We start from the raw sequence: 25,629 nt of genomic DNA on the forward strand, positions 1-25,629 counted from the left end.
TCTTCCCCGTCCGGCCCGCGCCCGCGGCGCGCGCCCCTGCGGGTCCTGCGGGGGGGGGGGGGGCCCCGCCCCCCCCCCCCCCCCCCGACGGGTTTATCGGGTGAAGGCCTGGAACTCGGCGATGCGCACGTTCAGCGCCTGCGGGCTTGCCGTGGCGCAGTCGGTGTTGGCGCGCGGGTCCAGATCCTGCTCACCGGCGTAGTCGGGCGCGCCGGTGCACTGGTTGGTGAGCGCCTCGATCCGCAGGTGCGTGGCCGTGACGTCCGGGATGTCGAAGGACTTCACGAGCATCTGCGGGGCCCGGGGCCTCGGCGATCCGGCCGGGAACGCGTCCGGCCGGCTGGTGTAGACCGCCTTGAAGTCGGCCGGGGCCGAGCAGGTGACGGTTGCCGTGGCCGTGCAGGCCAGGACCCGGAACTGCCGCAGAGCGGAGTAGCGGCTCTGCGCGCCCGCGTCGACGTCGCCGGTGACGGCCGGGCGCAGCAGGGCACTGACCTGCACCCGCCGGACCCGCTGCGCGTCGCCGGCCAGGTCGACCGTGACGCCCTTGCCGGCGACAGCACTGCCGAGCGACGCCCAGTTGGTGGCCTCGTCGTCGTCCAGGAGCCGGGCCAGGTTGACGCCGTCACCGGTGGCGGTCGCACCGCTGGTCGCCGAGGCGACGTTGCGCGGCAGCTTGACGGTCAGCTTCCCGGCGCCGGACCTGAGGTACGACGGGGACACCCGGGCGTGCCCGTGACCGGGCGCCTGCGCCACGAAGGTGTAGACGCCGGGCACCAGGTTGACGGTCTCGGGCAGGGCGGTAGCCGGGTCGGTGTCGGCAACCGCGACGGCCCGTGCCTGGTAGTCGCCCACGTACAGCTTCGCGCCGGCGACGGCCTTGCCGTTCTCGTCGACCGGGCGGAAGGTGACCGCGGCCTCCTTCGCGTACGCCGAACTGAAGCTCGGCGTCGGGTTGGCGTCGGCGGCCCCGTTGCTGACCGCGCCCTCACCGAGACCGCGCTTGGCGAACGTGTTCCACAGGATGTCCTGGTTGGCGCCACCGAAGCGGACCAGGTCGGCGCCGATCAGCGCGTCACGGGCGTCGACCTGGCTGTTGGCGCTGTTGGCCATCAGCAGGAACGAGTCGAAGACCAGCTGGATCCACCGCCGGTTGCCGGGGCACGAGGTGACTGCCTTCTTCCCGGTGGCGCAGGCCTTCTGCAGCGCGGACGAGCCGTATCCGTAGCGCTTGATGAACGCGGAACGGATGTCGTAGTTGGTGGCGCTCCACACCTCACCGGAGGCGTGGACCTGGAGTCCGACGAAGTCGTAGTCGACGGAGCTGTAGTTGAGCCGGTTGTTGCTCATGTTGTGGTTGCGGATGCCGGCGATCGGGTCGCGGGTGACGTATTCGCCGACGGTGAAGCCGCGCTGCCCCTTGGGGGCGTAGCCGTGCTCCGCGAGGTACTCGACGGCGAGCAGGTCGGACCAGCTCTCGCTCATGCCCTGCGGCGAGCTGAGGCCCGCGTTCGGGCCGGCGATCATGCGGTTGGTGATGGCGTGGGTGTACTCGTGGCCGATGATCGACATGTCGTAGTCACCGTCGACGCACGCGCCGTAGAACGCGCCGGCGATCGGCTGCCACAGGTACATGTTGGTGATCGGGGCCTCGCCGTCCGGCGGGGTGATCTGGTTGGCGTTGTTGCGGGCCGCGAATTCCGGCGGGCCGCCGGTGATGCCGCCGGCCTGAGCGTTGCCCTGCTCCGGGTCGTTGCCGTCCTTCTCCATGTTCCACGTCGCCTCGGTGAAGCCGAGGAGGTACGACCAGTCGTGCATCCGGTTGTGCTGGACGAACAGGTTGGCCCGGGCCGCGTCGATGTCGTTGCGGGCCGGTGAGTCGAAGACGGTCGGCGAGCACTTCGACGTGTACCACTGGTTGGTCCACGGGTACGTGTATTCGCGGGTGGGGCTGGGCGTGGCCAACTCGGTGCCGACCGTGAACGGGTCGTTGGACTGCCAGTTGTGCACCGCGAACGAGTTGTTGCCGCTTGTCGTGTTGGTGGGCGCGCCGGTGGCCGGGTCGACGTCCCACGCCTGCGGGGAGGCCGGGCCGGACACGGCCTCGTCACAGCCGCGCTCCCACGTCCAGCAGAACGTCTTGCGGGTGTCGCGGGAGGAGTAGTCGGTGCGCGGCGAGTTCGGGAAGACGTCCCACTCGGGGTTGTCGGCGTCGTGGTCGACGATGTCCTCGCGAACCAGGACACTGCCGTCGCGGGCGTCGACCCAGGTGGTGTAGGCCTCGGGTTCGGCGCTGTTCAGACCGGCACCGAAGGCGACCTGGTACGCGGCACGGGCGCCCTGGTCGGGCGTCGGGACGGCGACGAGTTTGGTGCCGAGCGAGGTCGGTTTGGCGATTCCCGCGTTCTCGGCGGCGATGCGCTCGGCGTCGGCCGGGGTCAGGGTGGCGGGCTGCGGTGCGGCGGCGTCGCGGGCGAGCGACGAGCTCACGTACCACACCTTGCCGTCGCGGATGCCCACCGAGAGCAGGCCGTCACGGCCGGCTTCGAGGTCGCCGAACTTCTGCCGGAGCAGCACGATGCTGCCCTCGCCGAGTTTCTGCGTGTGCAGCACCTCAAGGGACTCGGCGGCAGCCGTGGTGATGCCGAGAACCTCGAGGTTTCCGGCGACGTAGGCCCGTGCGGCGGCGACGGGGTCGGCCGGCAGTCCGGTGGCCAGCGGCTTGGCGCTGCTGGCGGTCAGGCTGGCCGGGGTGCCGAAGACGTTCCACCGGGCGGAGGCGCTCGTCCTGGCGGCGCGGGTCCGCTGCGCCGAGGTCGGCGCCACCAGGCCCTTGCGGTTGTCGATGGTGTCGGCGTGGTCGCTGTCGCCGTGCACCTCAGGTGTCCCGGCCGCGGGGGCCGGGTTGATCGGTGCCGCGCTGCCGCCGCCTGAGGGGGCGAGAATCAGGACGGCTGCGACTAATGCTGTGGTGGTGCCCGCCAACGCACGGGATGGTGTGCGCACGGAACCTCCTTTATGGACGGTCGTTACCGGTCTCCTGGCATCCGATCGCACCAATGCATGATCGCGGGATGGGCCGAACGTCCATAATCGAGGCGTGTCGATCAGATCCTGGTCGATGGATACCGGCGCGTCAACCGATCCGGTATCCCACGCCGGGAGTGGTCGTGACGACCGGCGGCTCACCGAGTTTGCGGCGCAGCCGGCCCACCGTGACCGTCACCGTGTTGGTGAACCGGTCGGCGTTCTCGTCCCAGACGTTGTCGAGCAGCGACTCGGAGCTGAGGAAACCGGGGCTGGCCCGCAACAGCGCCTCGAGCACGGCGAACTCCTTCACGGTGAGCCCCAGTTCCCGTCCGTCGCGCCGTGCCGTCCGGCGCAACGGGTCGAGTTCGATCCCGGCGGCGCGCAACGTGCGGGGCCGGGCGGCGGGCTTGCGACGGGCCAGCGCCCGGATGCGGAGGATGAGTTCGGGGAAGTGGAACGGTTTGGCCAGGTAGTCGTCGGCGCCCAGAGTGAGGCCGCTGACCCGGTCGCCTGGTTCACCGGCCGCGGTCAGCATCAGCACCATCGGCCGGTGGTCCCGTTCGGTGACCATCTGGCAGAGGACGTCCCCGTGCAGGCCGGGCAGGTCCCGGTCGAGCACCATGACGTCGTAGTCGGCGAGATCGAGCTTCTCGGCGGCGGCCAGCCCGTCGTGCGCGGCGTCGACGGCCATCCCGGCGTCGGCCAGCCCTTCCACGACCACCTCGCGGAGGGCATGGTCGTCCTCCACCACGAGGATCCTCACTCCGGTTCCCTCCTCGCACCGGGCAGCACGATCATCACCCGCAGGCCCCCGTCCCGGCGGGCGGTGAGCCGCAGCCGTCCGCCGTGCGCGGCGACGACGGCGGACACGATGGACAGTCCGAGCCCGGACGAGCCGACCCGTTCCCCGCCGAGCCGCTCGAAGGGCTGGGTCAGCCGATCGACCTCGGCCTGGCCGAAGACGCGGCCACCGGTCTCGACGATCAGCTCGGCCGTGTTCCCGGCCAGGCCGCCGGTGATCCGTATCCAGCCGGCCCTGTTGTTGTGCGTCACCGCGTTGTCCACGAGGTTGGCCACCAGCCGGGTCAGCAGGGGACGGTGGCCCTGCGCCACCGTTGCGGGCGCGACGTCGACGGTCACCGTCAGATCCTTGGCGGCCACGTCGCCGGCGCGGTCGCGCAGGGCCGCGGCGGCCAGGTCACCGAGGTCGACCGGGCCGGTGTCCCCGTGCCGTCCGTGCTGTGCGCGGGCCAGTACCAGGAGGCCGTCGAGCAGATGGTCGACCCGGTCCAGCTGGGTACGCAGCCGGGCGGCGAGTGCCAGCGTCGACGCCGCCGGATCCGGTTTGGCCACCGCCACGTCCAGGCTCGCGCGGATCGTTGCCAGCGGTGTGCGCAGCTCGTGGGAGGCGTTGGCGACGAACCGGCGTTGCGCCGTGAACGACGCCTCCAGACGCTCGAGCAGACCGTCGATCGTGTCGGCGAGGTCCTTGACCTCGTCGTCCGGTCCGTGAATCCCGATCCGCTCGTCCAGGCTGTCGGCGGAGATCCGCCGGGTCACCTCGGTGATGAGCCGGATCGGCGCGGTCGCCTGCCGCGCCAGCAGACGGCCCAGCACCAGGGAGAGGACGGCCATGACGGCCAGCGCGGCGATCCAGCCCCAGACGAGCCGGCGCATCTGGTCGATGTTCTGTGCCGCCATCTGCTCCTGCAGCGCGGCGAGCTGACGCCGGGTCTCGGCCAGCCCGCCCGCCCTGTCCCCGCCCTGAGGCCCGGCGACCGTCGTCCGGCTGCCGCTGGAGAAGGCGAAAGTGATCAGGAGCAGGATGAGCCCGGACACCAGGAACACTCCGGTGTAGAGCAGCGTGATCCGGGTGCCGACCCGGCCCCGGTGCCAGCGCAACATCGCTACAGCATGCCCGGACCCGCCTAACAACGGCATGACAGAGGCTGTTCGGCGGGTGTTAGGCGCCGATCCGTAGAACCGACGGCATGTTCGCTCCGGATTTTCTCCGCCCGGCCCGGGTGGCGGCTCTGGCCGTCGCCGCCGTCGCCGTGGTCGCGGCCGGCGTGCTGTCCGCCTCTGGCCTCCGCGTGTCCTGCGACGGGCCCTGCCCGCCCGTCCCGGTGACCGACGACGGCTCGGTCGTCGGCGACCGCTTCTGGTTCCTGCACCGTGATCTGGGCCCGCGGGGCACCATCACGGTCCGGATGACCTCGATGACCGGCACGATAACCTATCCCCCGCCCGGCCACGACGAGATCGTTTCCGGCCTGGTGCCGTGGGCGAAGTCCGGCATCATCGTCAAGGACGGGTTGCGGCCGGGTTCGCGCTATGCCGCCCTGGCGATGACCGGCGCCCACGGCGTCCGGTTCCAGCACGGTTACCGGCACGACGTCGCCGGACGGCCGGGTGGCGTCTCGGCGCGGGAACCACGCTGGCTACGGCTGACACGCTCGGGCGACACGATCGCCGGAGCTGAATCGGCCGACGGCGTCCGGTGGCAGATGGTGGGGACGGTACGGCTCGACGGTCTGGCGGACACCGCCCGGGTCGGCCTGTTCGCCGCTTCTCCCTGCGATCTGACGCTGCGGGAGGCGGGCCTGGGTGGCGCGACCCAGGAGTGCCGGTTCACGCAGGCCGTCGGTGTCTTCGACAACGTCACCGTCGAGGGCGGCAACGGTTCGTGGACGAGCGAATCCGTCGGCCGGATGAACCAGACGGACTGGGAGAAGCACATCAACCCGTCCGGGGCGGTCCAGACCGATGGCGTGATCAGGATCAGCGGGACCGGGGACATCGGCCCGGCCCGCGAGGACATGGCGTGGATTGCCGAACAGAGCCTCACCGGTCTGGTGGTCGCGCTGATCATCGTACTGGTGGTGGCCGCGCGGTACGGCGCCACGACCGCCCCGGACCGGCGGCGGGCGGTCACGGTCGGCGCAGGGGCGTTCGTGGCCGGGCTGGTGTCGACCGGTGCCGTGCTGCCGGTCAGCTCGGCGGTCGCACGGAGCAAGGGAGTGGCGATACAGGCCCTGCCGGTGTCCATCGGGGTCCGGGTGGTCGTCGGCACGGCCGTGGCGCTCGCCCTGTCCGCCATGCTGGCCTACGCGCTGGGAGCCCTGACCCGGCGGCGGTGGGCCGGCACCGGACTGGCGCTGGCGGTGGTGGCCCTGCCGTTCACGGTCAGTGTGCTTCCGCTGCTCCCGGACACGACCGTGGAGTGGCTGTTGCGGGTCACTCCTGCCGCGGCCTTCGCCGTCAAACAGACGGAGGTGGAGTATCCACAGGTCACCGCCTACTACTCACCGTCCACGGGTTACTTCCCACTGCCGTGGTGGGCCGGCCTGGCGGTACTGGGCGCCTACACCGCTGTGGCTCTGTGGAGCGCCACCCGGCGGGTCCCGGACCGCAGCGGTGCCGGCGCGGCGCCCCGAGGCCGCGGATGACTCAGGACCGCTGCTGGAACAGGACCTCGGGATAGCCGGCCGCCGGGCCGTCGAGGAGCGGCTGCGGCACGCCGCGCAGGTGCAGGTCGAAGAACGCGTTGACGTAGTCGCGGGTGATGCGGGCGGCGCGACTGCCCGGCAGCGGGTAACCGGGGTCCGGGATGCCGGCCTGTTCTCCGATCACCGGGATGTCGGTGAAGTCGAGGTGCCCGCTGCCGGTGACGCTGAGCCAGCGTTTCCAGCCGTCCATCAGCGGCCAGTCACGCACCCAGGTCTTGTCCGGCCCGGCGCCGGGGGCCACGGTCGGCGCGCCGAGCAGCATGAACGGCCGCCCGCCGAGGCCGCCGGCCGGGACCGGCTCGAACAGCGTGCCGTCCATGTTGATCCCGGCGCGCACCCGCGGGTCGGCCGCCATCGTCACCGCGGTGGCGTTGCCGCCGATCGAATGGCCGGCCATGCCGATCCGGGTGCGGTCGATCAGGCGGGCGTGCCGCCACACCGGACGGTCGCCGGTGAGCCGGTCGAGCAGGAACGACAGGTCGCGTGACCGGCCGGCGGCGACGCGGGCATGACCGGGATCGCCCTGCCCCTTGACCACGGAGCAGGCGGTGCAGCTCAGGGTGCGCCCGCCGGGGAAGTCGGTGCCCGCCGACTCGTGCGCGTGGTCGGCGGTGGCCACCACGTAGCCGCGACTGGCGAGCTCCTCGGCCAGGTGGGTGAGGGTGTGCCGGTGCAGGGTGAAGCCGGGTGACAGCACGACGAGAGGGAACCGGCCGCGGCGCGGCGGGGCGGAGGCGACGGAGGCCGTGCGGGTGGCGCCGAGTTCCGCCGGATCGATGACGCCGGTCGCCTTGCGGTCGTCGATCAGCAGTCGCGCCTCGGCGGCCGACAGATAGGGCGCCCGGGGCCCGGGCAGTGCCACGGCCGGGTAGAACATCGACACCATCAGCTCACGAGGGCTGCCCGGCACCCATGGGTCGGGCCGGGACCGGTCGACCAGGTGCAGCACCTCGCGGCCGACGGCGAAGTGCCCGGACGGCCGCGGCAGCGCGAACGGTGAGGCGATCGCCGCCACGGCCGGGGCCGCGGAGGCGGGTCCGGCCGACAGCGCCGGAAGAGCGGAGGCGGGTCCGGCCGACAGCGCCGGAAGAGCGGAGGCGAACGCGGTAGCGGCGAGCGTGACCGCCATCGCCGCAACGGTCTTCCTGGCGGATTCCAACGTCTTCGTCATGCCCTTGAGCCAACCGGATCCGGCCGGCGGCCACAGTCGTCCGGAGTGGAGTCCTGAAGGTAACGCCAGCACTACCCCGGAGCCGAGACCAGCAGGATCCGGTCCTCGCGAACGATCAGCACCCGGCCGTCGCCGGCGGCGGCCAGCAGTTCCCCTCCGGTGGCCTCCGCCATCGTGCCCAGTCCCTGCCGGGCGCAGGTCTCTCCCGAGCATCGCCACAGCACCTGCCGCCAGTGAGCGGGTTCCGCCGCACCGATCCGGATGTGCAGGCCGGGTTGCGGAGCCGCCTCGGCAGCCGTGGCGTAGAGGACGGATCCGGCCGAGGCAACCGCGCCCGACCGGGAGGCGATCTCGGCGCCGTCCAGCGGCAGCATCCGGTCCTCGATCCGCAGTGCGCCGGGCTCGAAGGTGATCGCCGGCGCCGACCAGACGGCTTCGGGGTCACCGGCGAACACCGTGCGGGTCCGCGGGTCACCGCAGGCGGCCGAGTCGCAGGTCACCACGTTGATCATCAGTCCGGTACGCAGCGCGAGCTCCGGCCTCCCGTCGGCACCGATCGACAGCCGTACCCGCCGTGAGCCGGTGACGCCGTCGTCGTCGAGACGCTCGACGTCCTTGATCCGGTGACGTTCCGGTGCGGGGCAGCCCGCATCCGCGCACCGGATCAGGGTGACCGCGAAGGTCTTCTCCCGCGACGCCGCCAGCGCGAACCAGACGGCCTGATCGGGCGCGACCGCGACGGCGAGGTCCGGCCATTCGAAGGGCTCCCGGGCGGAACCGCGGGACGGCACCCACGCCTCCCGGCAGCCGGCGCGGGTGCAGGCCGCGAAGTCGATGAACGGACCGCCGTCGTCCTGGCCACCGGTCAGCACCGCCTTCACCACGGTGGTCCCGTCGGCGCCGGCCGCGGCGGTGCCCCGGTCGTCCATCACGGCGGGCCCGCTGGTGTGGTCGACGTACCGCTCGCACAGGTCGTCGTCGCAGAACCGGGCCCCGCTCATGGTGGCGATCACCGGGTGCCCGCCGGCCGGCCACACCATGGCCACCGCCCCGCCGGGCGCGCCGCCATGGGACCGGACCGTCGTCGCCCGGAACGGGTTGGCGGCGGCGACAGCGGCCGGCGCCGCCACCGCGACGAGCGCGACAGCCACCGTGATCCAGAGACGGCGGGAGTCCGGTTCCCGGGGATCGGGCTCGGGCGTGACCGGTGCACCCGGCTGGCCGGCGACCGTCAGGAAGACGTGGCCGAGGACACCGGCCTGCGCCGCGACCACACCGGTGATCAGCACCGCGCCGATCACGTGAACCGCGAGGGCCGGCAACGGCGGCGATGCGGTGATCATCGACACGGCGAACGGGACGACGAGTCCACCGGCCAGGACGGCCCCGGCGGTGCTGACCACCCGGCCACCGGTCAGCGCCCATCCCGATGCCCCGAAGTGCCGGGCGACCAGCTCGACCATCAGGCGTGCCGTGACCACGGCGGCCGCGGCCAGCACCGCCACCACCCCGGCGGCACCGAGCCCGGCGGCGAGTCCGAGCAGCAGGACCGTGCCGCCACCCAGCACCGCGAGCCCGAGGGCGAACAGCGGCAGGTGCCGCACCGAGGCCAGGACGGCGGCCCAGGGGCGAACCGTCCGTCCGCGGGCCGCATTCACCGTGGTGAACGCGGCGGCGGACAGCCCCACCAGCCAGCAGGCCGCCACGAGCACGGTCTTCGGCAGGACGGCATCGTTGACGACCGGGAATCCGTCGATGATCACCGTGTGCTCGCGGCCGAGAGACAGGTCCAGGGCGAGGATCCCGAGCAGTGCGACGGTCAGGACCGGCAGCAGTACGGCGAGCACCGCGCGACGGTGGGCCCAGGCGAGTCCGTATCCGGCCAGGGTGTTGCCGATCGGGCCGTACGACTCGTGCGGTGCGGTGGTCACCGCGCGAGGATAGCGGACCTCTACCAGCGCAAACGGCTCCTGACCGGTCGCCTGCACCTGGGCTGTGACGGAGTGGGAGGTGATCCGGCCGGCGCCCGCCTGACGTGGTGCGGCAGGCTGCCTTTGACGGTCTCGACTTGGCCTTGACAAAACCGTGCCATAGTCGGAAATATGCGGACGGGTTGGCGCTTCCTGGCCGCGCCGCTCGCGGTGTGGTTGATGTTGACCTGCATCGGCGCCGGCGTGCTCTTCTGGGTCGAGCACACCACCAAGCAGAGCGTCGTCGCGCGATACCAGGACCGGGTCGGCCTCACCGGCAAACTGGTCGAGAGCACCGTCAAGGAACTGATCGAGCGAGAACGTACCCAAGCTCTGGCCTTCCTCACCGAGCCGGTCGTGAGCGAGCGCGACTTCACCCGCTCGGTCGGCGGCTTCGGTTACCCGGCCGCGGTCCTGCTCGACAGCGAAGGGCGGCTCCTGCAGGTCATCCCGTCGAACCCGGCGGTGATCGGGGAACGGATCGCCGACCGGTACCCGCACCTGAGAACCGCCGTGGACGAGGGCCGCCCGGCCGTCTCCCCGGTGGTCGCCTCGGCCGCACGCGGGTTGCCGGTCGTCGCGTTCGCCGTACCGTTCGACACGTCCTCGGGCCTGCGTGTCTTCTCCGGCGCGGTGCCCGTGGGCAAGGGACCGATCGCCACCTACCTGAGGAGCGCCATCACCCTGGAACGGGTCAAGGTGAACCTGGTGGACGACTCGGACGCCATCGTCGCCGCCAACACCGACGGCAGTGAGCAGGTCACCCGGCTGGCCAACGCGGAGCCCGACCTGTCGGCCGCGCTGCGCCGCGCCGCCCAGGGCCGCTACCTGGCGAAGGGCCAGTGGTGGCGGTACACCTCGCTGGAGATCCCCAACACCCCGTGGCGGTTGTCGGCGGCCGTCCCCGAGGACGTGCTGTTCGCGAATACGGCCGGTAGCCGCGCCGCCGGCCGGGCCGCGCTGGTCACCGCTTCGGGCGTCGGCCTGCTCGTCGTCGCCGCCACCGCCCGGGCCCGCCGCAACCGCCGCGAACTCCACTCCACCGAGCAGCGGTTCCGCCGGCTCTTCGACAACTCCCGGATCGGCATGGCCATGGCCGACCTCGACGGCCGGTTCCTGCGCGTCAACCCCGCCCTGTGCAACATGCTCGGCCGGCCCGAGCGCGCGCTTGTCGGCGTCAACTTCGCCGAGATCACCCACCCCGACGACCTCGAGGCCTGCCTGAAGTGCGTTCGGGACTGCATGTCCGGCCGCGTCGACGGCTTCGACATGGAGAAGCGGTACCTGCACGCCGACGGCCATCCGATCGAGGTGATCATCACCGCCGGCCTGTTGCGCGACGAGGAGGGCCGCAGCCAGTACTTCGCCACCCAGATCATCGACGTCACCGAACGCCGCATGCTGGAGCGCGCCCGCCGCGAGGACGCCGCCGAACTGGCCCGCCACGCCGAACGTCTGGAACACGCCAACGAGCAGATGGCCGACTTCATGGCCATGCTCAGTCACGACGTACGCCAGCCGCTCACCACCATCGTCTCGGCCGGCGAGATGCTCCTCGACGACTGGACCGACATGCCGGACGAGACCCGCCGGCACTACCTGCGGCGGATGACCACCGGCGGGCACCGCGCCGAGCAGCTGGTCAGCGAGATCCTCACCCTGGCCCAGCTGGACGCCGGGGCGCTCACCGCCCGCCCGGTCCGTCTCGACGTCGCCCACGCGGCGCGCCAGGCGGTCAGCGCCCAGGGCTACGACGCTGCCCAGGGTGTCACCGTCACGGCCCCCGACCAGGCGATCGCCGTCGCCGACCCGGTCCACCTGGCGCTGCTGCTCGGCAACCTGCTGGCCAACGCCGTGAAGTACGGTGCCCCGCCGATCAACGTCACCGTCCGCCCGGACGGCGACCGGGTGACGGTCCGGGTCAGCGATCACGGCGAGGGCGTACCCGCTGCCTTCGTCCCCCACCTGTTCGAACGCTTCACCCGGGCCGAGACCGGCGTGGCCACCACCAAACCCGGCACCGGGCTGGGCCTCTACCTGGTGGCCCGCCTGGCCCGGGCCTCCGGCGCCACCATCACCTACCAGCCCAACCGGCCCCGCGGCGCGATGTTCGTCCTGTCGTTGCCCTGCACACCGGCCCAGGCCACGCCGGTCGTCGCGGAACCCGGCACTCCGGTCAGCGTCTCCTGACCGGGCGCCGGAGCGGGACCGTCCACCGGAATGCCGTCCGGCCGCCGGGGTCGCGGTGACAGGATCGGCGTGAGGTCGGCGACCGGGAGGACGGCATGCGGCGGGCAGCACTGCTTCTGCTGCTGCTCGCCGGTGGGTGCTCCCCGCCGGCGCCGGCTCCCGGCCCCGCTACGCCACCGCCGTCGGCGTCGCCGTCACCGGCCATCCAGCCGTGGACGGGCACCTGGGCGACGGCCGTCGAGGACGGCGGGCGTCCCTTCGGCGGTCACACCCTGCGGCAGGTCGTGCGGGCCAGCATCGGCGGCGACATCTCCCGGATCCGGCTGACCAACGAGTTCGGCGACCGGCCGCTGGTCGTCGGCGCGGCCCGGCTGGCCCGGCCGGACGGCGTGGCCGCGATCGACCCGGCCACCGACCGTGCGGTGACGTTCGGCGGCGCCACCTCGGTCACCGTCGCGCCGGGCGGTACCGCGACCAGTGACGAGGTGCCGTTCGGGGTGCCGGCCGGCAGCGAGGTGGTGATCAGCCTGTTCCTGCCGTCACCGACTGGCCCGAGCACCCGGCACGGGATCGCGGTGCGGCACAACCACGTCGCCGCCGGCGATCAGACCTCCGCCGTCCGGCTGGCCTCGCCGAAGACCGAGTCGAGCTGGTTCTACCTGGCCGGGCTGGACGTCCGCTCGGACGCCGGGGCGGTGGTCGCGTTCGGGGCGTCGATCACCGACGGCCTCGGTTCCGCGTTCGGCGCGAATCGCCGCTGGCCGGACCTGCTGTCGGACCGGCTGCGGGCGGCCGGTCACCGGGCCGGCGTACTGAACGCCGGGATCAGCGGGAACCGGCTGCTGGCCGACGGCCGCGGGCCGAGCGGGGTACGGCGGTTCGAGCGGGATGTGCTGCGGCAGCCGGGCGTCCGGTGGGTGATCATCTCCGACGATCCGCTCAACGATCTGGGAGCCGCCGATCCGCCCTCGGCGGATCGGCTGATCACCGCACTGCGGGGGCTGGTCTCCCGGGCTCAGGGCGCGGGGGTCCGGACGATCTGTTCGACCTTGACGCCGTACGAGGGAGCCGGCTACTGGACCCGCCGGGGCGAAGCGGCCCGCGCCGCGATCAACGCCTTCGTCCGCTCCCCGGACAGCGGCTGTGACGCCGTCCTGGACCAGGACGCGGTCACCCGCGATCCCGCCCGTCCGCTGCGTTACCTGCCACGTCACGATTCCGGTGACCACCTGCACCCGTCCGCCGACGGTTTCCGGGCCATCGCCGGCGCCGTCGATCCGTCCTGGTTCACCGTCCGGGAGGGCACGCCGCCCGCGCCCGGTGTCTCCGGCGGCCCCGCCTCCGGTCAGCCGGGTGCCGTCATGCGGCCGGCAGCGGGCGATTGACCACCTTGCGGGCGTCACCCTCGACCAGGCCGAACATGCGCAGCAGGCTGACCGCGAGCCGGTCGGCGGCCTGGTCGACCAGGCTCGGATCACCGGCCCGCAAACCGTTTCGCAGTACGCCGAGCAGTGACCCGCTGACGCAGGCGGACGCCACCTCGGCATCGTCGAAGCAGAGCCGCCCGACGGCGTGGGCGTGCCGCAGGTCGTCGATCGACCAGGGTCCCGGATAGCCGAGCCCGGCCCGGTCGATGATCCGGGCGAGTGCGGGATGGGTGTGCGGGAAACGGGCGGTGAGCCGCACCGCCACGGCGAGCGCCTCGGCCGGATCGGTGAGTCCCTCAGTGGCCGCCCGGATCATCGCCCGGTGCTCGTCGGCGACCGCGGCCACCGCCAGGTCGAACAGTTCCTGCTTGGACGGGAAATGGTTGTAGAAGCTGCCGAATCCGACGTCGGCCGCGTCGGTGATCTCCTGGATGCTGACGCCGGCCGGGTCACGGCTGGTCAGCAGCGTACGCGCGGCGTCGATGAGCGCGGCGCGGGTTTGAGCCTTGCGCCGTTCGAGTCGCCCGGTCATGGCGGCAAGTTTAGGCGACCTCTGAACTGATGAAGTCATCAGTTATGATGCCGCCCATGAACATCGTGAGAGCGTTCGGGCAGGCCCTTCTCGGCGTCGTCCTGACGTTCGCCGGCATCACCCACCTCACCGTGGCCCGCGCCGAGTTCCAGGCCCAGGTGCCGGACTGGTTCCCGATCGACGCCGACTTCGTGGTTCTCGCGTCCGGCGTCGTCGAGATCACCCTGGGCGTGGCGCTGCTGGCGGTGTGGAGGCAACCGGCCCGCGGCCTCGTCGGGGCGATCGTGGCACTGTTCTTCGTGGTGATCTTCCCGGGCAACATCGCGCAGTGGCTCGAGCACAAGGACGGCTTCGGCCTGGACACCGACACGAAACGCTTCCTCCGGCTGTTCTTCCAGCCGCTGCTGGTGCTGTGGGCTCTCGGCGCGACAAGCGCGATCAGCACCCTGCGCGGCCTGCGCCGCCGCGGGCGGACAAGCGGCTGACGTCGTGCCCGCGGCGCCCTCCCCCGCCGCGCCGCCGCGAACGGGTCAGCGGCTGAGGTCGTGCCGGCGGTGCACGATCCTCTCGACGACACCGCCGGGCAGCAGCCGCCGCAGCGCGAACACCGCCGGAGCGTTGCTGCCCACCGCGTACCGCGCCTTGGGCCGGGCCGCCTCGACCGCCGACACGATCGTCGCCGCCACCTTCCCGGCCGTGATCCCGGACCGCTCGTTGCGGTCCAGCGCGGCGAGCATCCGCCCGAAATCCTCCCGGTACGGCGAGTCCGCCCCGATGTACTTCGTGCGCCGCTCACTGATGCCGGTCGCGATCGACCCCGGCTCCACCGTGGTCAGCCACACCCCGAACGGCGACAGCTCGTGCCGTGCCCCGTTGCTGAACCCCTTGATCGCCGCCTTCGACGCGACATAGGAGGACCGGTAGGCCAGCGGGAACGACGCCAGCATCGACCCGACCATCACGACCCGCCCGTACCGCCGCTCGCGCATCCCCGGCAGTGCCAGCTGCGTGAGCCGTACCTGCCCGAGCACGTTGACCTGGAACAACCGCCGCAGCGCGTCGCCCGGCAACTCCTCGAGCGGCCCGGACTGGCTCTCCCCCGCGTTGTTGACCAGCACGTCCACCCGCGCCAGGACCGGCGCCAGGCTCTCGATCGACGCGTCGTCGCCGAGGTCGAGCGGCACGTACTCCACTCCGTCGGCCCGCTGCCCGGCCGTCAGCGACTCGGGGTCACGGCTGGTCCCCAGCACGCGATAGCCGCGGGCGGCGAGAGCCGCCGCGGTCGCCTTCCCGATTCCCGACGAGGCCCCGGTCACCAGCGCAGTGCGTTCCATCGGACGACCTTAGATCCTCCGGCGTACGCCCACGCAAGGCACCGTGGCACTCGCCGCCGGCCGCCGCCCACCTCGTTGCTCATCGTCGGCTCGCGCTCCCGCACCGGCCGCTCCCCTGCCTGCCGGTCGCCGGGCGTGGCGACATATGCCAACCAGCGCACCACAGATCGGCACAACCATCGAGAAGGCGTCCCCCGGGGAGACCAGCGGCACACAGCGCACCGCAAATCACCACAACCGTCGGGTACTCGCCGCCTGTGGAGACCAACGGCACCCCTCGCACCGTGGATCACCACAACCGCTGGGAACTCGCCGCCTGTGGGCACCAACGGCGCCCATCGCACCGTGGATCACCGCGCGGGCCGGACGCGGCCGGCCGGGCCGGTGGCGAGAGACTGTGGGCGATCCACCGGCGGGCGGGCGAGTGATCGGGGTGGCCGGCCGCCGCTGGGTGGCTGATCATGTGCGGGGCACCGGTGTGGTTACCGGGCCGGTAGGTTCGGCGCGCTTAGGGTTGGCGGTGTTATGACTGTGCAGGATTCCGAAACCGAGACCCGTCCCTGCGCCCACTGCGGGCGCCCCGTGCCGCAGCGCGCGTCCGCGGGCCGGCCGTTCCGTTACTGCCGCGACAATGACGGCGAATGTCAGCGTGCCTCCCGGAACGTGCGGATGCGGCACCGCCAGTCGCCGGGGCTCGCCGGTCAGGTGGCCCGCACCTGGGAGGTGGTGGACCGCCTCGACCAGCTGGTCGGCGCGCTGACCGAGGCCCTGCATTCGGAGATGTCGCCGGCCGGTGTCGAACGGCAGGTCGCCGAGGTGCGGGCGGAGACGTCCGGGCAGGTGGCCGCTGCGCACGCCGAACGTGACGACGCACGCCGCGACGCCGATCATGCGGCCACCGCGGCGGCGGCGGCGCAGCAGGTGGCATCGGCGGCGACCGCCGAACGCGACGAGGCGCGGCAGCAGGCGGCCAACGCCCAGCGGGCCGCCGAGGAAGCCGGTAAGCGCGCACAGGAGGCCATGACGGCCCGCGACGAGGCGGTACGCGCCGCTACGACGGCCGTGGCGCTGCGGGAACGGGCCGAGGCCGAGCGCGACGCGGCCGCCGACGAAATGGACGCCGCACGGCGCGAGCTGCAGGAGGTGCGCGGGCAGCGCGACACCGCCGAACGTGACCTGAAGACCGCGATCCAGGACGCCAAGGACTTCCGCGGTACGGCCGAACAGGCGCAACGCCGCGCGGCGGAGGATCTGGCGGCCGTCCGGGAACAACTGGAACGGCTCACCGCGGAGGCCGGCCGGGACCGGCAGCGCGCCGACGGTGCCGAACGAGCCCGGGACGAGGCCGTGGAGCAGGCCCGCCAGGCGCGGGTGGAGGTGACCACCGCGCGGGAGGCCCTGGCCGCGGTGACTGCCGAGCGGGACGGTTTCCGGCGTACCGGCGAAGATCTGGAGAGGTCCGCCGAGCGGGCCGCGCGCGAGCAGGCCGACCTGGAACGCCGCCTCGTGGCCGCCCGCGCCGACGCCGACGCGGCGCAGGAGCGGGTCGCCCAGCTGACGTCCCAGGTCAGTGACCTTGCGGCGGCGCTGGCCGCCCTGGGCAGCGCCCGTCCGGCCGCTCCGGCGCCCGCCCAGCCCACCGCCGCCGGGAACAGCTGACGGCGGCCGCGTCGCGAGGTTCCGAGGACCGGCCGTTGGCGGCAGACGGCGGAGGCCGAGTGGGCGGGTTGCTGGAAGTCACGAGTGTGCGCGCCCAGAACGGGGGTAGTGATCGGGGTGACGGCAGTGCGGCGGCCGTCAGGGCGTACCGGATCAAGGTTGCGGGAGGCGTTCTGGACTTTCACGACGCTTTGATCAACCGGTGAACATTCTCACGTTCGCGGGAGGTCCGGAGATCGCGGCGGAACGCTTCAGAGCAGGCAGTCGTAGCCGATCACTACGGTAGGCGCACCACAGAGTGACCGAAGGTGCCGTGAATTACGAGTGAATCTGAGCGAGTGACCGACATCGCACCACCCGAAGAAGCGTCAAACAACCATAAAGTGGACCAAGGTCCACTGGGACGCCGGTTCGGTTTGCGAGCTGGGGTGAGTGGCCGGTTACGCTCATAGCGTTAACACCGTTGATACCTGGCGGTGCGGACAGACTTTGACGGTCGTCGGGGGTTCCCGGCGGAGGAATCCCGCGGCCGTCCCTTTCGTTACACCAACGAGAGCAGCACCACGAGCGAGGGGAAAGCCGATCATGGGCGAACGCATGCTGCGCGGCAGCCGTCTTGGCGCAGTCAGCTACGAGTCCGACCGTAACACCGAGCTTGCGCCCCGGCAGACCCGCGAGTACCTGTGCGTCAAGGGTCACCAGTTCGAGGTGCCGTTCGCCGTCGATGCCGAGGTGCCGACCACCTGGGAGTGCAAGTTCGACGGCAGCGTCGCCCGTCTGGTCGACGGCAACGAGCCGGAGCAGAAGAAGGCCAAGCCGCCGCGCACCCACTGGGACATGCTTCTGGAGCGGCGTTCGATCGCCGAGCTGGAGGACATCCTCAACGAGCGGCTGCAGGAGGTTCGTACCCGCCGCGGCCGCTGAGGCATACCGCACGACAACGAGATGAGCCGCCCCGGTCCTGGACCCGGGCGGCTCATCTCGTTCCGGCTGTCTGTCCCCGTCATCAGGACGGCGAAACCAGGCACCCAGCGGGCCGCAAAACCCACCCCGACCGAACCGGCCGCAAGCCAGGTACCTAGCGGGCCGCAAACCGGCTCCCGGTCAGCCGGGGGTCAGCCAGCCGGACGACCCGGCCGTAGCCGACCGGCCGCAAGCGCCCAGGGCAAGGCGAACCAAGCCGGGACGCGGGCGGCGCACGCGGCACGGACACGGCCGGCGCACGCGGCACGGACACGGCCGGCGGATCCGGCACGGCCGAAAGCTAAGCGGGAGAAAACCCCGCGAAGGCCGGCAAGAGGCTAGGCGGGAAAGCCTGCAAAGGCCGGCCGGAAATCGGCAGAAGAGCCTGTGAAGGCCATGGCTCAGCGGACGACAAGGCCGGCGTGGCTCAGCGGACGATCTCGCCCTCGATCGCGCCGGCCGGCGGGGTGGACCGCTGCTCGTCGACGACCACGACGGTGACCGGGTCGCTCTGGTGCACCCGCACCCGGCGCGGCCCGAACAGGTCGCCGGTGGCCGCGCCGCCGAGGCGCCGCTCGGCGAGCCGCTCGACGCTGCGGCGGATCAGGACCCGGCTGGGCGGCAGCAGGGCGATCAGGCCGACAACGCCGGTGATGAAGCCGGGCAGGGCCAGCAGCAGCCCGCCGACGAGGCCGATCAGGGAGTTGGTGACCTCGGTGGCCGGCGGCCGGCCGGCGCGGGCAGCCTCCTGGAAGGCCCGGAAGCCGCGGATGCCCTCGCGGCGCAGCAGCACGATGCCGGCGGCGCTGGACGCGGCGAGCAGCACGGCCGCCCAGAGGAAGCTGATGGCGTGTGCCACCGACACGAAGGCCAGGAACTCCGCGAACGCCAGCAGAGGGAACACGAGGGGTAGGTAGGCCAGTCTGCTACGCCGCATGGGTGAATCCTCCGAGGGGTGTCCCGAGCCCGCCTCACGACGGGCTCGGTCAAGCATGACACCTCCGCCTGGGAGCCGTTCTCAGGGAAAGCCCGGAATATCGGCCCCGCGCGGGAGCCGGAAGGCGGACTCAGCGCGAAAGCCGGAAGCCGGAAGCAGCGCAGCGCGGAAGCTGGGAGCAGCCCAGCGCGGGAGCCGGGAGCCGGAGGCAGCTCAGCGCAGGAGCCGGAAGCCGGAAACGTCCTCAGCGGGACTTGCGGCCGACCAGCGTGAGCAGGCTCTCCTTGCGGGCCTGCACGCCCCACAGGGTCACCCTCAGCAGCTGTTCCTTGAAGATGTTGCCGCTCATCTTGCTGACACCGACCTCCCGCTCGGTGAACGTGATCGGCACCTCGATGATCCGGAACCCCTGCCGGTACGACCGCCAGGTCATCTCGACCTGGAACGAGTAGCCGGTGGAGGCGATCGTCGCGACGTCGATCTTGTCGAGCACGGCGATGCGGTAAGCCCGGTATCCGGCGGTGGCGTCCTTGAACGGCATGCCCAGCGCCATCCGGATGTACAGGTTGCCGCCTCGCGACAGCAGCAGGCGCCGCAGCGGCCAGTTGTGCACGGTGCCACCGGGGATGTAGCGGGTCCCGATGACGGCGTCGTGGTCGGCGAGCGCGTCGAGCAGCCGATGCAACTCCTCGGGAGCGTGCGAGCCGTCTGCGTCCATCTCGACGACCGCGTCGTATCCCTTGTCCTTGGCCCACTGGAAGCCGGCCTTGTAGGCCTCTCCGAGGCCCTCCTTGCCGGCCCGGTGCATGACGAAGATCTGCTCGTCGGCCTCGGCAAGCTCGTCAGCGATGGCGCCGGTGCCGTCCGGGGAGTTGTCGTCGGCGATCAGGATGTCGACGGCGGGCGTCGCCGCACGGACCCGTTCGGTGATCCCCCGGACGTTGTCCGCCTCGTTGTACGTGGGGATGATCACGAGGACCCGTCCCACTCCCGGGTAACCTTCCGCCTCGCTCACCGTTCCTCCGAACCCGTCACGTCGCCACTGTCGATTATCGCCCGCCGGCGGCGCAGGGGCAGCGCGACGAGGAGGGCGACGACCGTACCAAAGACGATCGACACCTCGGGCCAGATGCCCGAACGAGTCGCCAGCGTACGCGGTCCGTCCAGGTGTATGTCACGCACCACCACAGCAGCGGTGTTGAAACCGGTCGCACCGTATACAGCACCTTGGGCGTCCACAAAGCCGGACACACCGACCGTGGAGACCATGAGAGCCTCCCGGCCGTGCTCGACGGCCCGTAGCCGGACCATGCCCAGTTGCTGACGGGCCTCGGCCTCGTTGAAGGTGGCGTTGTTGGTCTGCACGGCGAGGATCTGCGCGCCGCCGTCGACGGTGTCGCGGACGATGTCGTCGTAGGCGACCTCGAAGCAGATCACGTCGCCCAGCACGGCCGCGCCGGTGTCGACGACACCCGGCCGGTCACCGGCGAGCATGTTGCGGACCAGGTCGGCCTTGTCGCTGACCAGCCGGGCGACCGAACGCATCGGCATGTACTCGGCGAACGGCACGGGGTGGCGTTTGGCGTACTGCTGGTCCAGGTCGGGACCGGCACCCGCGGGCCGCCACAGGATGCCCACGTTGTAGAAGTCGCCGGCCACGTCGGTGCGCTGCAGGGTGCCGACCAGGATCGGCGCCTTGATCGCGTCGGCGGCGGACTGGATCAGCGCGGCCGCGTCGTCATTGCGCAGGGGGTCGATGTCGCTGGAGTTCTCCGGCCACACCACGAGGCCGGGCTGTTTCTGCCGGCCGGCGGCCACGTCGGCGGCCAGTCCGAGGGTGGCGTTGACGTGGTTGTCGAGCACGGCGCGCCGCTGGGCGTTGAAGTCCAGGCCGAGCCGCGGCACGTTGCCCTGCACGATGGCGACGGTGGTGGACGCGCCGGCCGGTGCGGTGAGCGGCACGGCCGCCGGGGCGAGGGTCAGCACGACGGCGGTGGCCGCGAACCCGGCCGCTCCGAGCAGGCCGGCTCGGGTCCAGTGCCGCCAGGCCAGCGCGACCAGGGCGCCGCCGGTGACGGCCACGACGAACGTGACGAGCGGGGCGCCGCCCCACGCGGCCAGCCGCAGCACCGGCGCGTCGCCCTGGCTGAACGCGAGCCGCCCCCACGGGAATCCACCGAACGGGGTGCGGTCGCGCAGGAATTCCTGGGTGGTCCAGATCAGCCCGGTCAGCAGTGGCCACGAGCCCCGCCACCGGTCGGTGACCGGCGACAGCCACGCCCCGGCCAGCCCCGCCAGACCCACGTAGAAGGCCTGGGCGAAGGAGAGCAGCATCCACGGCAGCCAGCCGGCGGCGATCGCGGTCCAGTCGAGCAGGGGCACGAACAGCGCCAGCCCGGCGAGGAACCCGAGACCGAGCCCGGCCCGCAGGCGCCGCCGGTGCACGGCGGCGGCGAGCAGCGCCACCCCGGCCGGGGACAGCCACCACAGGTCGTACGGCGGCAGGGCGAGCAGCAGGGCCGCACCCGCGGCGACGGCGAGCACCACCGCCACCGGCAGCCGCAGCGGGCGCCCGGGCGTCTGCGCCGCGGGTCCCGGCTCGGACCGCACCGGCGGCGGCATAGTCATTTCCACGCCAGGCAGGCTACCCGCCGGTGAGCAGGGACGACGGAGGGGCGCGGTCACAGTTTCGACCACGCCCCTCGAGTGCTTCCGCCCTCTTCACGGCCGGTGTGATCCGGCGGACTCGCCATGACCTTCGGACCGACCCGCCGCGTGCCGGCTGCCCGCGTCGTGCCGTTGTCTACTGGTCATGGCCCCGGCCTCCGGAGGGGCCACCCGTGCGTGGCCCGCCTCGTGCCGTCTGCGTCGCCCACCCCCTGGACCTGGCAGAACGCGCGACCCCTGCGGGGACTGCGGCCAGTGGGTGAGGACACGTGGAACAGGACCTGAAGACGGTACGTCTCACCCCCGCCTGTCTGTCAACCGGGTGTCACGTGTCCTGGCGTGTCTCATTCATCGGCGTGTCATTCTCCGTACCGGATCGAGTTACCCAGCAGCCGTGCCGCCACCTGAGGATGATCGGCCGCGAGAAGCCCGGCGGCCGCCAGGACGTACTGCTGATCAACCACGGCGCGGGCCTGTTCCGGGGGCGCCCAGCCACCGCCCACATCGGCCAGTACCGCGTTCAGCACGCGTTCCCCGCCACCGTGCCGCAGTACTCCTCCGGAGCCGATAAGGAGACGTACGTCACGTAGCCCGGGACGGCCGCGGGCGTGCCTGCGCATCGCCACCACCGCGGCCGCCGCCGCCAGTTCCCGGTCGCCGTCCGGGGCGGGCAGCTTCTCGGCCGCCGCCGCCGCACGGGTGCCGTCCGCGCCGACGGCGACCCCCAGATCGCCCTCGACGGTGCGAGAGCGCCACAGGGTGCCGGCCACGTCACGACGCGGGCCGGTCTCCTCCTCCGCGTCCGGCACCAGCGCCGAGTACACGTCGGTGGTGGCCCCGCCTACGTCGACGACCAGGATCCCGTAGCCGGTGGTGTCGGCCAGCACCTCGACACCGGCCAGCACCGCGTCGGGGGTCGCGGCACGTACCAGCCGGGTGAACCGGGTGCCCCGCGACAGCCGTTTCCCGCCGATCACGTGCCGCAGGAACACGTCACGGATCGCGGCGCGGGCCGGCAGCGGGTCCAGCACCCCGATCCGTGGCAGCACGTTCGCGGCCGGGGTCACCGGCACACCACGGGCGTGCAGCAGCGTGAGGGCTTCGTCGCGTACCGATGAATTGCCCGCAAGGACCACCGGAACGCGGATCCGTGCCGCGGCCAGCCGCCGGGCGTTGTGCAGCAGCGTGTCGCCGTCACCGCCGTCGGTGCCGCCGGCCAGCAGCAGCACGTCCGGGCGGGCGGCCCGCAGCCGCGTCAGGTCGGGGCCGGACATCGGCCCGGCGGCCACGTGGACCACCTGCGCACCGGCCGACAGGCCGACCCGGTGCCCGGCCTCGGCGGTGACCAGCCGCTCGTAGCCGATGACGGCCAGACGCAGCCCGCCACCGGCCGAGGAACAGACGTAGAGGTCGTCGCCGCCACCGACGGCGGCCACCGCGGCGTCCAGGCCCTCCAGGACGTCCGAGGACGACGTGGTCGGCACCTCAGCACGGTGGATCAGTTCCGCGCCGTCCAGATCGATCTTGGCGGCTTTCGTGTACGTGGACCCGACGTCCACGCAGACGGCGGTCCTCACAGCTGCGGCGGCACCTCGGCCGCGGCGGGTGCGGCGATCGGCTTCGGCGGCACCACGACCGTGCCCACCGCGCTGGTCGCCACGATCGGCTCGGCCAGCACCTCGGCCGCCGAACCGGACGTGCCCCGGCACACCACCCGCACCTCGAAGGCGATCTTCCGCGAGCGGGTGCCCATCTTCGTCACCGTGCCGCTGATCTCCAGCACGTCCCCGGCCCGGACCGGAGCCTTGAACTGCACGTCGTCGTAGGAGGCGAACAGCCCCTCGTCACCGTCGAGCCGGATGCAGATCTCGGTGGCCACGTCCCCGAACGCCGCGAGCGAGTACGCCCCGTCGACGAGGTTCCCGGCGTAGTGGGCGTGCGAGTAGGGCACGTACCGGCGATGCGTCACAGTGATCATTTGCTGCTCCCGACGAGGGCGTGAACGAGATAGGAGGCGACCTCGCGGGGCGTGGTGCCGCGGCTGAAGATCCGGTCGACGCCGAGTTCGGACGTCATCAGTTCGTCGAAACGTGGCCCGCCGACGATCAGCAGCGGCCGTTTACCGGCCGGCAGCGCCTCCCGGAACGCCGCCGACATGGCCCTGGTGTTCTGCAGATGCGCGTCACGCTGGGTGACCACCTGCGAGACCAGCACCGCGTCGGCCTTCTTCTCGCGCGCCGTCTCCACCAGGTCGGGCACCGACACCTGGGCGCCCATGTTGGTGACCGACAGCTCGGAGTAGTACTCCAGGCCCTTCTCCCCCGCGATGCCCTTGAGGTTGAGGATCGCGTCGATGCCGACGGTGTGCGCGTCGGTGCCGATGCAGGCACCGACCACGTTGAGCCGCCGCCGCAGGCCCCGCTTGATCGCCGCGTTGACCTCCTTGGCGCTCAGCAGCGGATAGTCACGCTCGACGACCTGCACCTTGTCGGTGTCGACGAGATGACCGACCTTGCCGTAGACGACGAAGAAGGTGAACCCGTCACCCATCGGCTTGGCGTGCACCAGCATCGCCGGGTCCATGCCCATCTTGTTCGCCAGCTGCAGCGCGGCACCCTCGGCCCGCTTGTCGTGCGGGATCGGCAGGGTGAAGGACAGCTGCACCATGCCGTCGCCGGTGGTGTCCCCATAAGGGCGAACGATCATGACGTCACCACCGGGTTGTAGTAGTCCTCATCGATTCTCACGACGCCGTCGAGGCCCTTGCCCCGGTCGGCGGGGCGCTTCATGATGCCGAAGGTGCCATCGGCGATCGCGTTCAGCATGCCGTCGTCGACGATGCGCTCCAGCAGGTCGATGGCCTCGGACAGGACCTGGTTGGCGCGGCCGCGGATGAACGGTCCCGGCGTGAAGTCCTCGTGCAGGTTGCCGGCGCCGTTGAGCACGTAGCGGACATTCTGCAACGCGATGTCACGGTCCGACAGCCACGGCGTGACGACCGCCTCGGTCATCATGCCGACCAGCAGAATGCCCTGGCCGGTCAGCGCGCCGGCCAGGTTGAAGAAGCCGTCGAGCAGGTTGCCGCGGAAGACGTCGCCGGTCATGTGCTTGGTCGGCGGCATCCATTTCAGCGGAGCGTCCGGGAACAGTTCCCGGGCAAGCAACGCGTGCGCCAGTTCCAGGCGGAACGACTCCGGCACCTCCGGGTTGATCTCGAAGGCGTGGCCCAGCCCGAGCTGCCAGTCCTCGAGGCCGGCCTCGTGGGCGAAGAACTCGTTCATCAACTGGGAGACCGTCACCGTGTGCGCCGCCTCGACCGCGTCGGCGGTGGTCAGGTAGTTGTCCTCGCCGGTGTTGATGATGATCCCGGCGCGGGCGTGGATCTGCCGGGAGAACCGCTGGTCCACGAACGTACGGATCGGGTTGATGTCGCGGAACAGGATCCCGTACATCGAGTCGTTGAGCATCATGTCCAGGCGTTCCAGCCCGGCCAGTGTCGCCATCTCCGGCATGCACAGCCCGGACGCGTAGTTGGTGAGCCGCACGTAGCGGCCCACCTCCTTCGACGTCTCGTCCAGCGCGGCCCGCATCAGACGGAAGTTCTCCTGCGTGGCGTACGTGCCGGCGAACCCCTCGCGGGTCGCGCCCTCCGGCACATAGTCCAGCAGGGACTGACCGGTCGACCGGATCACCGCGATCACGTCCGCACCGGCTCGCGCCGCGGCCTGAGCCTGCGGGATGTCCTCGTAGATGTCCCCGGTCGCGACGATCAGGTAGATCCACGGGCGCTGCTTCGGGTCACCGAGCCGCTTGATCAGCCGGTCCCGCTCGGCCCGCCGCCGGTCGATGGCCCGCAGACCGGCCGCAGTGGCCCGCCTGGCGCGCTGCCTGGCCTTCGCGGGCCGATCGGGCATGGTGAACCGCACCGACCCGGCCGCGGCCTTCTGCGCCAGGACCGTGATGTCCTCCACACCCGTCGTCTCCATCGCGTGGAACACCGGGACGGCCACGCCGTGACCGAGCCCGACATCCGCACGCACCGCGTCAACCAGCCGGTTCACCCACGGGATGCCGTCCGGGTCGGCCCCGGTCACCCCGGCCAGCCGTAGCACCGCACGCTCCACCGACACGGTCGTGTGCGACCGTGCCAGGTCGACGACCGGTTGCCCCGCCCGTGCGGCGAGCGCCCTTGCCCGCGCGACCACGGTCGCATCCAGATCCAGCTTCCCGGCCAACGAAA

General features: G+C 71.8%; 20 protein-coding genes. 6 read left to right on the forward strand and 14 right to left on the reverse strand.

Annotated elements, in window-relative coordinates; genetic code table 11:
- Positions 1-93: 93 nt before the first annotated feature.
- From AB0G04_RS21805 to AB0G04_RS21815, 3 genes are all read right to left on the reverse strand, one after another.
- Positions 94-3,006, reverse strand: a complete 2,913-nt coding sequence (locus tag AB0G04_RS21805; protein WP_360985449.1) for a M36 family metallopeptidase — start codon at positions 3,004-3,006, stop codon at positions 94-96.
- Positions 3,007-3,136: 130 nt separating this feature from the next.
- The gene (locus AB0G04_RS21810; RefSeq protein ID WP_360985452.1) at positions 3,137-3,793 is read right to left on the reverse strand and encodes a response regulator transcription factor; all 657 of its coding nucleotides are present in this window, start codon (positions 3,791-3,793) and stop codon (positions 3,137-3,139) included.
- On the reverse strand, positions 3,790-4,935 hold the full coding sequence (locus tag AB0G04_RS21815) for a HAMP domain-containing sensor histidine kinase (RefSeq protein ID WP_360985455.1): 1,146 nt from the start codon (positions 4,933-4,935) through the stop codon (positions 3,790-3,792). Before AB0G04_RS21815 ends, AB0G04_RS21810 begins: the two co-directional genes overlap by 4 nt.
- 86 nt (positions 4,936-5,021) lie before the next feature.
- On the opposite strand from AB0G04_RS21815, the gene AB0G04_RS21820 reads away from it, so the two are divergent.
- Positions 5,022-6,479, forward strand: a complete 1,458-nt coding sequence (locus tag AB0G04_RS21820; protein WP_360985458.1) for a hypothetical protein — start codon at positions 5,022-5,024, stop codon at positions 6,477-6,479.
- A gap of 1 nt (position 6,480) precedes the next feature.
- Here the strand turns inward: AB0G04_RS21820 and AB0G04_RS21825 are convergent, their stop codons facing one another.
- Both AB0G04_RS21825 and AB0G04_RS21830 read right to left on the reverse strand, forming a co-directional pair.
- Positions 6,481-7,710 carry a hypothetical protein gene (locus AB0G04_RS21825; RefSeq protein WP_360985461.1) on the reverse strand — a complete coding sequence of 410 codons (1,230 nt, stop codon included), beginning with the start codon at positions 7,708-7,710 and terminating at the stop codon, positions 6,481-6,483.
- A gap of 71 nt (positions 7,711-7,781) precedes the next feature.
- Positions 7,782-9,641, reverse strand: a complete 1,860-nt coding sequence (locus tag AB0G04_RS21830; protein WP_360985464.1) for a hypothetical protein — start codon at positions 9,639-9,641, stop codon at positions 7,782-7,784.
- A gap of 171 nt (positions 9,642-9,812) precedes the next feature.
- On the opposite strand from AB0G04_RS21830, the gene AB0G04_RS21835 reads away from it, so the two are divergent.
- The gene (locus tag AB0G04_RS21835; RefSeq protein WP_360985467.1) at positions 9,813-11,870 is read left to right on the forward strand and encodes a PAS domain S-box protein; all 2,058 of its coding nucleotides are present in this window, start codon (positions 9,813-9,815) and stop codon (positions 11,868-11,870) included.
- Between the two features lie 95 nt (positions 11,871-11,965).
- The gene (locus AB0G04_RS21840) at positions 11,966-13,255 is read left to right on the forward strand and encodes an SGNH/GDSL hydrolase family protein (protein ID WP_360985470.1); all 1,290 of its coding nucleotides are present in this window, start codon (positions 11,966-11,968) and stop codon (positions 13,253-13,255) included.
- Here AB0G04_RS21840 and AB0G04_RS21845 read toward each other — a convergent pair.
- Complete coding sequence (locus AB0G04_RS21845; RefSeq protein ID WP_360985473.1) at positions 13,230-13,829, reverse strand: TetR/AcrR family transcriptional regulator; 600 nt, start codon at positions 13,827-13,829, stop codon at positions 13,230-13,232. The genes AB0G04_RS21840 and AB0G04_RS21845 overlap by 26 nt on opposite strands.
- 56 nt (positions 13,830-13,885) lie before the next feature.
- Between AB0G04_RS21845 and AB0G04_RS21850 the strand changes: the two genes are divergently transcribed.
- Positions 13,886-14,314: a MauE/DoxX family redox-associated membrane protein gene (locus tag AB0G04_RS21850; RefSeq protein ID WP_360985476.1), complete on the forward strand. Its 429-nt coding sequence runs from the start codon at positions 13,886-13,888 to the stop codon at positions 14,312-14,314.
- Positions 14,315-14,359: 45 nt separating this feature from the next.
- Here AB0G04_RS21850 and AB0G04_RS21855 read toward each other — a convergent pair whose 3' ends face one another.
- Complete coding sequence (locus AB0G04_RS21855; RefSeq protein WP_360985479.1) at positions 14,360-15,163, reverse strand: SDR family oxidoreductase; 804 nt, start codon at positions 15,161-15,163, stop codon at positions 14,360-14,362.
- Between the two features lie 525 nt (positions 15,164-15,688).
- On the opposite strand from AB0G04_RS21855, the gene AB0G04_RS21860 reads away from it, so the two are divergent.
- Entirely contained in the window at positions 15,689-16,822 is a 1,134-nt protein-coding gene (locus AB0G04_RS21860; protein WP_360985482.1) for a serine/threonine protein kinase, read from the forward strand.
- Between the two features lie 585 nt (positions 16,823-17,407).
- Positions 17,408-17,746, forward strand: coding sequence for an RNA polymerase-binding protein RbpA (locus AB0G04_RS21865; RefSeq protein WP_127552714.1), 339 nt, complete (start codon positions 17,408-17,410; stop codon positions 17,744-17,746).
- 466 nt (positions 17,747-18,212) lie between these two features.
- On the opposite strand, the gene AB0G04_RS21870 is transcribed toward AB0G04_RS21865, so the two are convergent.
- The 7 genes from AB0G04_RS21870 to AB0G04_RS21900 all read right to left on the reverse strand — a co-directional run bounded on the left by AB0G04_RS21870 (position 18,213) and on the right by AB0G04_RS21900 (position 25,624).
- Entirely contained in the window at positions 18,213-18,722 is a 510-nt protein-coding gene (locus tag AB0G04_RS21870; RefSeq protein ID WP_360985485.1) for an FxsA family protein, read from the reverse strand.
- Positions 18,723-18,966: 244 nt separating this feature from the next.
- Entirely contained in the window at positions 18,967-19,737 is a 771-nt protein-coding gene (locus AB0G04_RS21875) for a polyprenol monophosphomannose synthase (protein WP_360985488.1), read from the reverse strand.
- Complete coding sequence (gene lnt / locus AB0G04_RS21880) at positions 19,734-21,350, reverse strand: apolipoprotein N-acyltransferase (protein WP_360986024.1); 1,617 nt, start codon at positions 21,348-21,350, stop codon at positions 19,734-19,736. Before lnt ends, AB0G04_RS21875 begins: the two co-directional genes overlap by 4 nt.
- Before the next feature lie 398 nt (positions 21,351-21,748).
- Positions 21,749-22,966 carry a glutamate mutase L gene (locus AB0G04_RS21885; protein WP_360985491.1) on the reverse strand — a complete coding sequence of 406 codons (1,218 nt, stop codon included), beginning with the start codon at positions 22,964-22,966 and terminating at the stop codon, positions 21,749-21,751.
- Positions 22,963-23,367: a hotdog domain-containing protein gene (locus tag AB0G04_RS21890; protein WP_360985494.1), complete on the reverse strand. Its 405-nt coding sequence runs from the start codon at positions 23,365-23,367 to the stop codon at positions 22,963-22,965. Before AB0G04_RS21890 ends, AB0G04_RS21885 begins: the two co-directional genes overlap by 4 nt.
- Positions 23,364-24,095: an OAM dimerization domain-containing protein gene (locus tag AB0G04_RS21895; RefSeq protein ID WP_360985497.1), complete on the reverse strand. Its 732-nt coding sequence runs from the start codon at positions 24,093-24,095 to the stop codon at positions 23,364-23,366. Before AB0G04_RS21895 ends, AB0G04_RS21890 begins: the two co-directional genes overlap by 4 nt.
- Positions 24,092-25,624, reverse strand: coding sequence for a lysine 5,6-aminomutase subunit alpha (locus AB0G04_RS21900; protein ID WP_360985500.1), 1,533 nt, complete (start codon positions 25,622-25,624; stop codon positions 24,092-24,094). Before AB0G04_RS21900 ends, AB0G04_RS21895 begins: the two co-directional genes overlap by 4 nt.
- Between the last annotated feature and the right edge of the window lie 5 nt (positions 25,625-25,629).

It is taken from the genome of Actinoplanes sp. NPDC023801 (assembly GCF_040639655.1).
Classification (GTDB): Bacteria; Actinomycetota; Actinomycetes; order Mycobacteriales; family Micromonosporaceae; genus Actinoplanes.

What these genes read in the sequence shown, in the direction of transcription:
- AB0G04_RS21815 (WP_360985455.1), bottom strand. Translation starts at nt 4,935, where the DNA reads ATGTTGCGCTGGCACCGGGGCCGGGTCGGCACCCGGATCACGCTGCTC.
- AB0G04_RS21820 (WP_360985458.1), top strand. Translation starts at nt 5,022, where the DNA reads ATGTTCGCTCCGGATTTTCTCCGCCCGGCCCGGGTGGCGGCTCTGGCC.
- AB0G04_RS21825 (WP_360985461.1), bottom strand. Translation starts at nt 7,710, where the DNA reads ATGACGAAGACGTTGGAATCCGCCAGGAAGACCGTTGCGGCGATGGCG.
- AB0G04_RS21835 (WP_360985467.1), top strand. Translation starts at nt 9,813, where the DNA reads ATGCGGACGGGTTGGCGCTTCCTGGCCGCGCCGCTCGCGGTGTGGTTG.
- AB0G04_RS21840 (WP_360985470.1), top strand. Translation starts at nt 11,966, where the DNA reads ATGCGGCGGGCAGCACTGCTTCTGCTGCTGCTCGCCGGTGGGTGCTCC.
- AB0G04_RS21845 (WP_360985473.1), bottom strand. Translation starts at nt 13,829, where the DNA reads ATGACCGGGCGACTCGAACGGCGCAAGGCTCAAACCCGCGCCGCGCTC.
- AB0G04_RS21850 (WP_360985476.1), top strand. Translation starts at nt 13,886, where the DNA reads ATGAACATCGTGAGAGCGTTCGGGCAGGCCCTTCTCGGCGTCGTCCTG.
- AB0G04_RS21855 (WP_360985479.1), bottom strand. Translation starts at nt 15,163, where the DNA reads ATGGAACGCACTGCGCTGGTGACCGGGGCCTCGTCGGGAATCGGGAAG.
- AB0G04_RS21860 (WP_360985482.1), top strand. Translation starts at nt 15,689, where the DNA reads ATGACTGTGCAGGATTCCGAAACCGAGACCCGTCCCTGCGCCCACTGC.
- AB0G04_RS21865 (WP_127552714.1), top strand. Translation starts at nt 17,408, where the DNA reads ATGGGCGAACGCATGCTGCGCGGCAGCCGTCTTGGCGCAGTCAGCTAC.
- AB0G04_RS21870 (WP_360985485.1), bottom strand. Translation starts at nt 18,722, where the DNA reads ATGCGGCGTAGCAGACTGGCCTACCTACCCCTCGTGTTCCCTCTGCTG.
- lnt (WP_360986024.1), bottom strand. Translation starts at nt 21,350, where the DNA reads ATGACTATGCCGCCGCCGGTGCGGTCCGAGCCGGGACCCGCGGCGCAG.
- AB0G04_RS21890 (WP_360985494.1), bottom strand. Translation starts at nt 23,367, where the DNA reads ATGATCACTGTGACGCATCGCCGGTACGTGCCCTACTCGCACGCCCAC.
- AB0G04_RS21895 (WP_360985497.1), bottom strand. Translation starts at nt 24,095, where the DNA reads ATGATCGTTCGCCCTTATGGGGACACCACCGGCGACGGCATGGTGCAG.